A 6,621-nucleotide genomic window follows, 5' to 3' on the forward strand; every position below is an offset into this window, starting at 1 on the left:
GTCGTTGAGCGCCACCGACCCGACAATGCCACCTTTCCAGGTACTAAACCCGCGATTGGCAGTGGGGAAAAACCACTCCACAGCCTCCTCTGGCGGTTTATTGGGATCGAGTTTGAACACTCCGCCGGGGCCGGGAACCTTTTCCCGTTCCACCGCACAAAAGAGCTTATTCTCATCGGAAATGGCGATCGTTCCGTTCAAATCTCCTCCGGCGATAAACTGCCAAATCACCTCGCGGGTAAGGGTACTAATGCCGTAGATACGTCCTCCCCCGGCGGCGAGGAAAATGCGATCGTCGAGGCGGGCCGGTGACGATTCCGCGACTAGATTCCCGCCGTAGCGCTTCACATCGCCATCTTGATAAAGCTGAAGTTCGGAAAAGACTTGCGGCTGTACGATCCCATCTTTGGGTGTCGCCGTTGCCGTGGCACTGTTGAGGAAATAGCCGATGCCGTTTTCTGCGACATTAAAGAGCAACCCATTTCCCAAATCGATGGCGCTGCTATCGTTATCTCGGCTGAAACTTCGCGTCAGGCGGATATTGAGCCGCCACAGTTCTTGTCCCGTGCGGAAGGAAATTGCCCGAAAACTGGGCACGGGTTTGGGGGTGCGTATAGGATTTTTTAACCCGCGCCGACTCCCCTGCAAGACAACCACCCGATTTTCATCGCTGGCGAGGGGGTCGATATAGACCGTGGACGAGCCTTTGAGGATGTCATCAAATTTATACTGCCACACCACTTGGTTGGTAGCGAGGTCGAGTTTGCGTAAATGGTGGTCGAACGATCCGACAATGGCGTAGGTTTTGTCCAAATCTTTGATAATCGTCGGCTGTCCCGTCCAGCCGGCCCCCGTCCAAATTTTAAGGCTGCGGCCCAAATAGCTCGCACCGCTACCGAGGGGGAGTTGATGGCGCAAATTTAAGCTTTGAGGCACGCCGCGACCGTAAAATCGACGGCGATCGTTTCCAAGATAGGTGGGAACGAGGAGTTCGGTTTCTGGAGTCAGCTCATCGATCGCCGTGTTGATATAGGTTTTAACTCCCGCAGCCATGGAAGTCGTATTCAGGGGTGCGGACACGGGTTTGCGACATCGATCGAGCAGCACTGGAGGAACAACAGCCCCCGTTGCAAACTGAACGATACGTCGATTAAAGGTTCGCCTCGTCAGAGTCATGGCATGGATACAATTCGGACTTTAGCCCGATCTTGCCCGATCGGGTCTGAATTGTATCGTTTTTCCCGATCGCAGAGCAATATACTCGCACAACCCTCAATTCTTTGGGGTGTGGCAACTCTGACTCGTTGCAAGTCATAATTGTAATGGTTTATAAAAGCCTCATACGATCGCAATACAGACCGTGCTTTTTATAACCAGGATTGAGAAGTAGCCTTAAGGTTTTTCAAACTGGGTATCTGTTATAGAGCGAGCCAAATTTGATATGTTTAATGCCACAGAAATTCTGATTCAAAATTTTGTTACGCGATTGAGGGATGGCTACCACCGCACTTATGGGGGATATAAGCCCGCATATGCCGATATCATTGCTTGGGCGGGGGGAATGGCCCTCGAAAATATCTCCAATAGCGATGCCCTATATCACAACATGGAACATACCATTATGGTGACCCTGGTGGGGCAAGAGATTTTGCGCGGCAAGCATATCCGAGAGGGAGGCGTATCCTGCGAAGATTGGCTGCATTTCATTCTGTCGCTAGTTTGTAGCGATATTGGTTATATCAAAGGGGTTTGCCAGCAGGATCGAATCGATCTCAACTCCTATGCTTCGGGGACGGGTTCGATGATTTCTTTGCCGCCGGGGGCAACCGATGCGAGCCTCGCCCCTTATCATGTCGATCGCAGTAAGCTCTTTGTAGACGAACGCTTCAGCGGCCACAAGTTGATCGAAGCTGAAACGATTAAGGAGAATATCGAACGAACTCGTCCGTTGAGTGAAAATTGCGAACGAAAGCCCGATACCGCCAGTTTTCCGGGATTGCTGCGAGCGGCAGATTCCATCGGTCAATTAAGCGATCCGCGATACTTGAAAAAAATGGGGGCGCTTTATTTCGAGTATGAAGAAACGGGAATGAATGAAAAGTTGGGCTATCGCCATGCCGGGGACTTGCTTGGGAGTTACTCGAAAATCTACTGGACTGATATCTATCCTTGTATCAAAGAGGCTTTGAGATATCTTTCTTTGACTCAGCAAGGAAAGCAAGTTACCGCAAATCTTTATGCAAACGTTTTTGTCGTCGAACACGAAGGTTAAAAGGACGCCAGGCTCTTGTGAGACTCTAAATTAAATTGAGTTTGGAAGATTCGTTAGAACTAAGCGCGACCGCCTGAAAACTTCTCTATTTTTTCCCAACCTCCCCAATTTCCCCAGCTGTTCGTACGAGGCGGGAGATCTCAAATTGAAAATATTTATTTGGGCTACCTTCAACTCGCTCTCCTCCTACCCCAGTCTGTACTTACCCCCCCGTGCGAGTCTTTCATTAGACTTGACAAACGTTCGATCGTTCCTAATTATTTCCCGTGAGGGGATCGGGGAGCGGTTTTTGCACGCCACCGGTTCCTGCAATTGAATCGACAGCTCCCTGTTGCCGTGCTAAATCTTGCCCGAGGCGCTGAGTTTGCAATTGACTCAATTCTTTCTGGTAAATGGCAAAAATTTGTGCCAAACTTGTTGCCAATGCCTGCCAATCGCGATCGGACTTTAGCTTACTAGAAATGCCCCGTAGCATTTCATTTTTTTCGTTTTTCTGAATGTATTGCTTCAAGCTATCGCCATCTTTGAGTAACGCTGCTTGATAAATTTCTCCATCGCACCACCACAATCCCGGCTGAGTCAGCAGCCAAGTGAGGAGATAGCCTTCCGGATATTGCTCTTTAACCCACGCTGTTAAATGTTGGAGTTCACCCATACTACTTGCCACTTTTTAGTGCCTCCCCGCTGGATTGATTTTGACAAGGTGTCTCAAACGAACACCCTATAAACAATAGCTCGATCGACTTCACCTGTCACCTTACAGTGGCAAAAAGAAGGCGCATACGGTCAAGAACAATGTGATTACCCATAGAGGAGGGAAAGTCTTATTTTTGATTGCGATGTCAGCAGAGGAAGTAAGACTCCCACAATATTGCTGCCTATTTCCGATAAAGTCTATTGTCGATTCTTCCCCACTTCTCGAGCAAAAACCCGCCAAACTCGCTGGCGGGTTTTTAACAACCGTAAAAAATTAGCTTAGCTCGCTAAGTACTCACCCATATCAGCTTTGCGCTTGCGCAGCTTCGTTAGGGCTTCCCGTTCGATCTGTCGAACTCGTTCGCGACTGATTTGGAGAAGGTCGCCGATTTTAGCCAAAGTCATGGACTGTCCGTCCTTGAGACCGAATCGCAAAGCGAGAACTTCCCGTTGCTGGGAGGTTAAATCTGCCATCAGCATCTCCAAGTCGTTCCGCAGGGAAGACTGAACGGCAAAGTCTTCAGGAGAAGGGCCTTCGTCTTCGAGCAGATCGGCGAGTTCCGTATCTTGGTTGTCACCGACCCGCAAATCGAGAGACAGCGGCTGGCGGGCCCGTTCGAGATACTCTCGGATTTGTTTGGTGGTTAAGTCCATTTCCGATGCGAGTTCGGCAACGGTGGCAGCACGACCCAGTTCTTGGGTGAGCTGACGCTGAACTTTCTTAATTTTGTTTAGTTTTTCGGTAATGTGGATGGGTAAGCGAATCGTTCGCCCTTTTTCGGCGATCGCGCGGGTAATCGCTTGGCGAATCCACCAGTAGGCATAGGTCGAAAATCGATAACCTTTGGTGGGATCGAACTTTTCGACCCCTCGCTGCATTCCGATCGTGCCTTCTTGAATTAAGTCTAAAAGGTCAACATTTCGTTTGAGGTACTTTTTGGCGACAGATACGACTAAACGCAGGTTAGCCTCTACCATCTTCCGTTTGGCCAGATCGCCCTTAGCGATCGCCAGTTCTAACTCTTCTTCGGAAATATTCGCAGCATCAGCCCACTCAATTGGGGTCGGTTCGCGATCGCTTGCCTCCATCAACTCTTCCTTGAGGGCATTTAAAGAGGCCAACCGCTGCACTTGCTTCCCAAACAGAATCTCCTCCTCATGGGTTAGCAGAGGCACCCTGCCAATTTCGCGCAGGTAGGTACGGACTAAATCTGTAGAGGTCTGAGCGGTCTTCATAATGCTAGTATTCTATGTTGATAACGACGGGATACGCGATGGAATTCTGAGCTAGCAGAGTCCTCGCGGAAAGACGTGTCAAGGGTTGGAACTGCTTTAAATTGAATAGCGTGAGTGAATAGTGTGAGAGTACAACCGCTTTAATCTCAAACTTATGTTAAGGATTGTAACATTTGTGAGAGAAAAGGTCTACCCCTCGCTCTATCGATGTCAGTATGTCTGGGGCAGTTAACTGCAAAGCAGAAGCTCCGCTTCAAATGCTTGTCGTCTGTTTTGTCTGGGTAGTTCCCACCAGCACCACTCTTCTACCCATAGGGTAACGAGTCTGCCATGACACAACTGCATCCTGGGCAACAAAATACAAAGATTTTACAGATCGATCCGGGAAGTCTTCCGTTATTATTCTTAATGTTCCTGAAAAAAAGATGAAAGATCGCCCAACTATCGATGAGAGTTGCCACTGTCAGCGCTTTACCCCATAACATCCTTATAGCGAATTTGAGCGTTTTTGGAGCAAGCGATCGCAGTTGGAATATGAGAACGTCACGTCTTTGGGTTAAATATTACTTTTTGTTGCGCTTCATAAATCATCCCTAGAACGGCTCGAGTGTCGGCACAGCCGTAGTATTACTGTCTATCCACAATAACAAAGCAGGGACGCGATCGAGCATCCCTGCTATTAAATCTTTAAGTGTTTTTCGCTAAACCTCTAAATAGTCAAACTGAGTGCGATCTCTTAGTATAGCGCTTCTTCTTGGTGGGTGGTGATGGTGCAATCAGAGGTTGCATAGGCAACGCAGGTCAGGACGTAGCCTTTCTCAATTTGGTCGTCATCCAAGAAAGACTGATCGTCTTGATTGATGGAGCCAGCCTCAAGCTTACCAGCACAAGTGGAGCAAGCACCAGCGCGGCAAGAGTAGGGCAGATCGATACCTTGCTCTTCAGCAACATCGAGGATATATTCATCATCAGGAACGTCAATGGTGCTATCGCCATCGGGGGTCTTAAGCGTGACTTTGTAAGTCGCCATATTTGTACTCCTCTCTAAATGTTCTCAAAGCGTTATAAGCCTGACTTATATAAAGCTTTGGTTTAATCAACCCCAAAGCTTTTATTCCAGGTTTATTTACATCTTTGATATTACGGGAAAAGAAGCCCGAAATAACCCCCTAATTCGAGAAAAATGCAACAAAATTTATTATAAAAATTACTAATTTAATTCTATTTGCTTATATTTGAGGGGACGCGGAAGAACTTGTACTGCCGGGGAAGCTGGGAAAACAAATCGTCGCTCGCGTCCCTGCTTATACCTATTCAAGTCAAAAAATCAGCATCGATCGGTATTTAATTGAGCGTCCCATTTTGAGGGTAATCGCTATATTGAGCCAGCGCTCCAGCCCATCTTAACTTTTCCCGCAGTGTTTGATAGTAGGAATAGTTTTCGCGCAAAACGATAAATTTCGCCTGACAGTCTGCCATGCGCACGTCAACTCGCTGTCCGGGCCAAATACTCGTTGCTAGGACACCATCCATCCAAAGTTTGGTGTGCAAATCCGGGTCTTCGAGGGGCCAAATACTCACAACCGAACGCGGTGGAATGATAATCGGGCGACTCGACAAACTCAAGGGACAAATCGGCGCGACGGAAATCGCCTCCAAACCCATGTGCATAATCGGTCCGTTTGCCGAAGCGTTGTAGCACGTGGAACCGGTTGGAGTAGATACGAGTAATCCATCCCCGTGGTAGCAATCGACCATTTCTCCATCCACCTCGACTTCTAGATTCGATGTAATCATGCGATCGGGGGCAGCCGGTTTGACGCACATCTCGTTGAGAGCTAAATAGCGATCGCTAACCGCAGGTAAATCCCGGCGGTTGCTCTCGTATAGTGCCGCCTGAAGCATCATTCGCCGCAGCACCGCAAATCGATCGTCGCGCAGGCGATCCCACACCCCTTCCGTTTCCCGAAACAGCTCGAAAGGTTCCGTGAGAAATCCCAGGTGTCCCCCCACATTGATCGCGAGAATGGGAATGCCTTCCTCGGCAAGATTCCGAGCTGCCGATAAGGCAGTTCCGTCTCCCCCCAAAACGATCGCCAGATCGATGGGTTGAGTCGCTGAGGCCAGAAATACAGGGTAAGGGTTATCTTTAGCTCCGCTAGGGCCGAGCAATACTTTGCAATCGCGGCGTTCTAACTGCTTGGCACAGGTTTGCGCCCAGCGCTGACTGAGGGGATTGCCAGCTTTATGGGCAATAATAACTTGTTGGAGTTGCACGTCGCTCGATGGTAGTGGGTTTTAGATTTTGGGATGTTTAGATGTCTCCGATTTTAAGCCAAAAACCGGTAGCTAAAATCATTGTTACGGTTCGCCGAAATTTAGAAAAGACTGTGATAGATTCAAGAACGAGCGTTCTT

Annotated in this window: 6 protein-coding genes; 1 reads left to right on the plus strand and 5 read right to left on the minus strand. The window is 48.7% G+C overall.

Annotated elements, in window-relative coordinates; all coding sequences use genetic code 11:
- The coding region (locus IQ235_RS15150) for a PQQ-binding-like beta-propeller repeat protein (protein ID WP_264322280.1) at positions 1 to 1,176 on the minus strand (1,176 nt) is incomplete at its 3' end.
- 265 nt (positions 1,177 to 1,441) lie between these two features.
- Between IQ235_RS15150 and IQ235_RS15155 the strand changes: the two genes are divergently transcribed.
- Positions 1,442 to 2,272 (plus strand): Npun_R2479 family HD domain-containing metalloprotein, encoded by an 831-nt coding sequence (locus IQ235_RS15155; protein ID WP_264322281.1) that lies wholly within the window; start codon positions 1,442 to 1,444, stop codon positions 2,270 to 2,272.
- A 253-nt stretch (positions 2,273 to 2,525) separates the two neighbouring features.
- Here the strand turns inward: IQ235_RS15155 and IQ235_RS15160 are convergent, their stop codons facing one another.
- The 4 genes from IQ235_RS15160 to IQ235_RS15175 all read right to left on the minus strand — a co-directional run bounded on the left by IQ235_RS15160 (position 2,526) and on the right by IQ235_RS15175 (position 6,481).
- Entirely contained in the window at positions 2,526 to 2,927 is a 402-nt protein-coding gene (locus IQ235_RS15160) for a hypothetical protein (RefSeq protein ID WP_264322282.1), read from the minus strand.
- A gap of 320 nt (positions 2,928 to 3,247) precedes the next feature.
- Positions 3,248 to 4,204 (minus strand): RNA polymerase sigma factor, RpoD/SigA family, encoded by a 957-nt coding sequence (locus tag IQ235_RS15165; protein ID WP_264322283.1) that lies wholly within the window; start codon positions 4,202 to 4,204, stop codon positions 3,248 to 3,250.
- Positions 4,205 to 4,940: 736 nt separating this feature from the next.
- On the minus strand, positions 4,941 to 5,234 hold the full coding sequence (locus IQ235_RS15170) for a 2Fe-2S iron-sulfur cluster-binding protein (RefSeq protein ID WP_264322284.1): 294 nt from the start codon (positions 5,232 to 5,234) through the stop codon (positions 4,941 to 4,943).
- 314 nt (positions 5,235 to 5,548) lie between these two features.
- A complete protein-coding gene (locus tag IQ235_RS15175) occupies positions 5,549 to 6,481 on the minus strand; it encodes an NAD(+) kinase (RefSeq protein ID WP_264322285.1) in 933 nt (310 codons plus the stop codon).
- Between the last annotated feature and the right edge of the window lie 140 nt (positions 6,482 to 6,621).

Origin of the sequence: Zarconia navalis LEGE 11467 (assembly GCF_015207075.1) — a bacterium.
Classification (GTDB): Bacteria; Cyanobacteriota; Cyanobacteriia; order Cyanobacteriales; family Geitlerinemataceae; genus Zarconia; species Zarconia navalis.

Bases quoted from the DNA above. Each gene is read 5' to 3' on its own strand.
- IQ235_RS15155 (WP_264322281.1), top strand. From the start codon at position 1,442: ATGTTTAATGCCACAGAAATTCTGATTCAAAATTTTGTTACGCGATTG.
- IQ235_RS15160 (WP_264322282.1), bottom strand. From the start codon at position 2,927: ATGGGTGAACTCCAACATTTAACAGCGTGGGTTAAAGAGCAATATCCG.
- IQ235_RS15165 (WP_264322283.1), bottom strand. From the start codon at position 4,204: ATGAAGACCGCTCAGACCTCTACAGATTTAGTCCGTACCTACCTGCGC.
- IQ235_RS15170 (WP_264322284.1), bottom strand. From the start codon at position 5,234: ATGGCGACTTACAAAGTCACGCTTAAGACCCCCGATGGCGATAGCACC.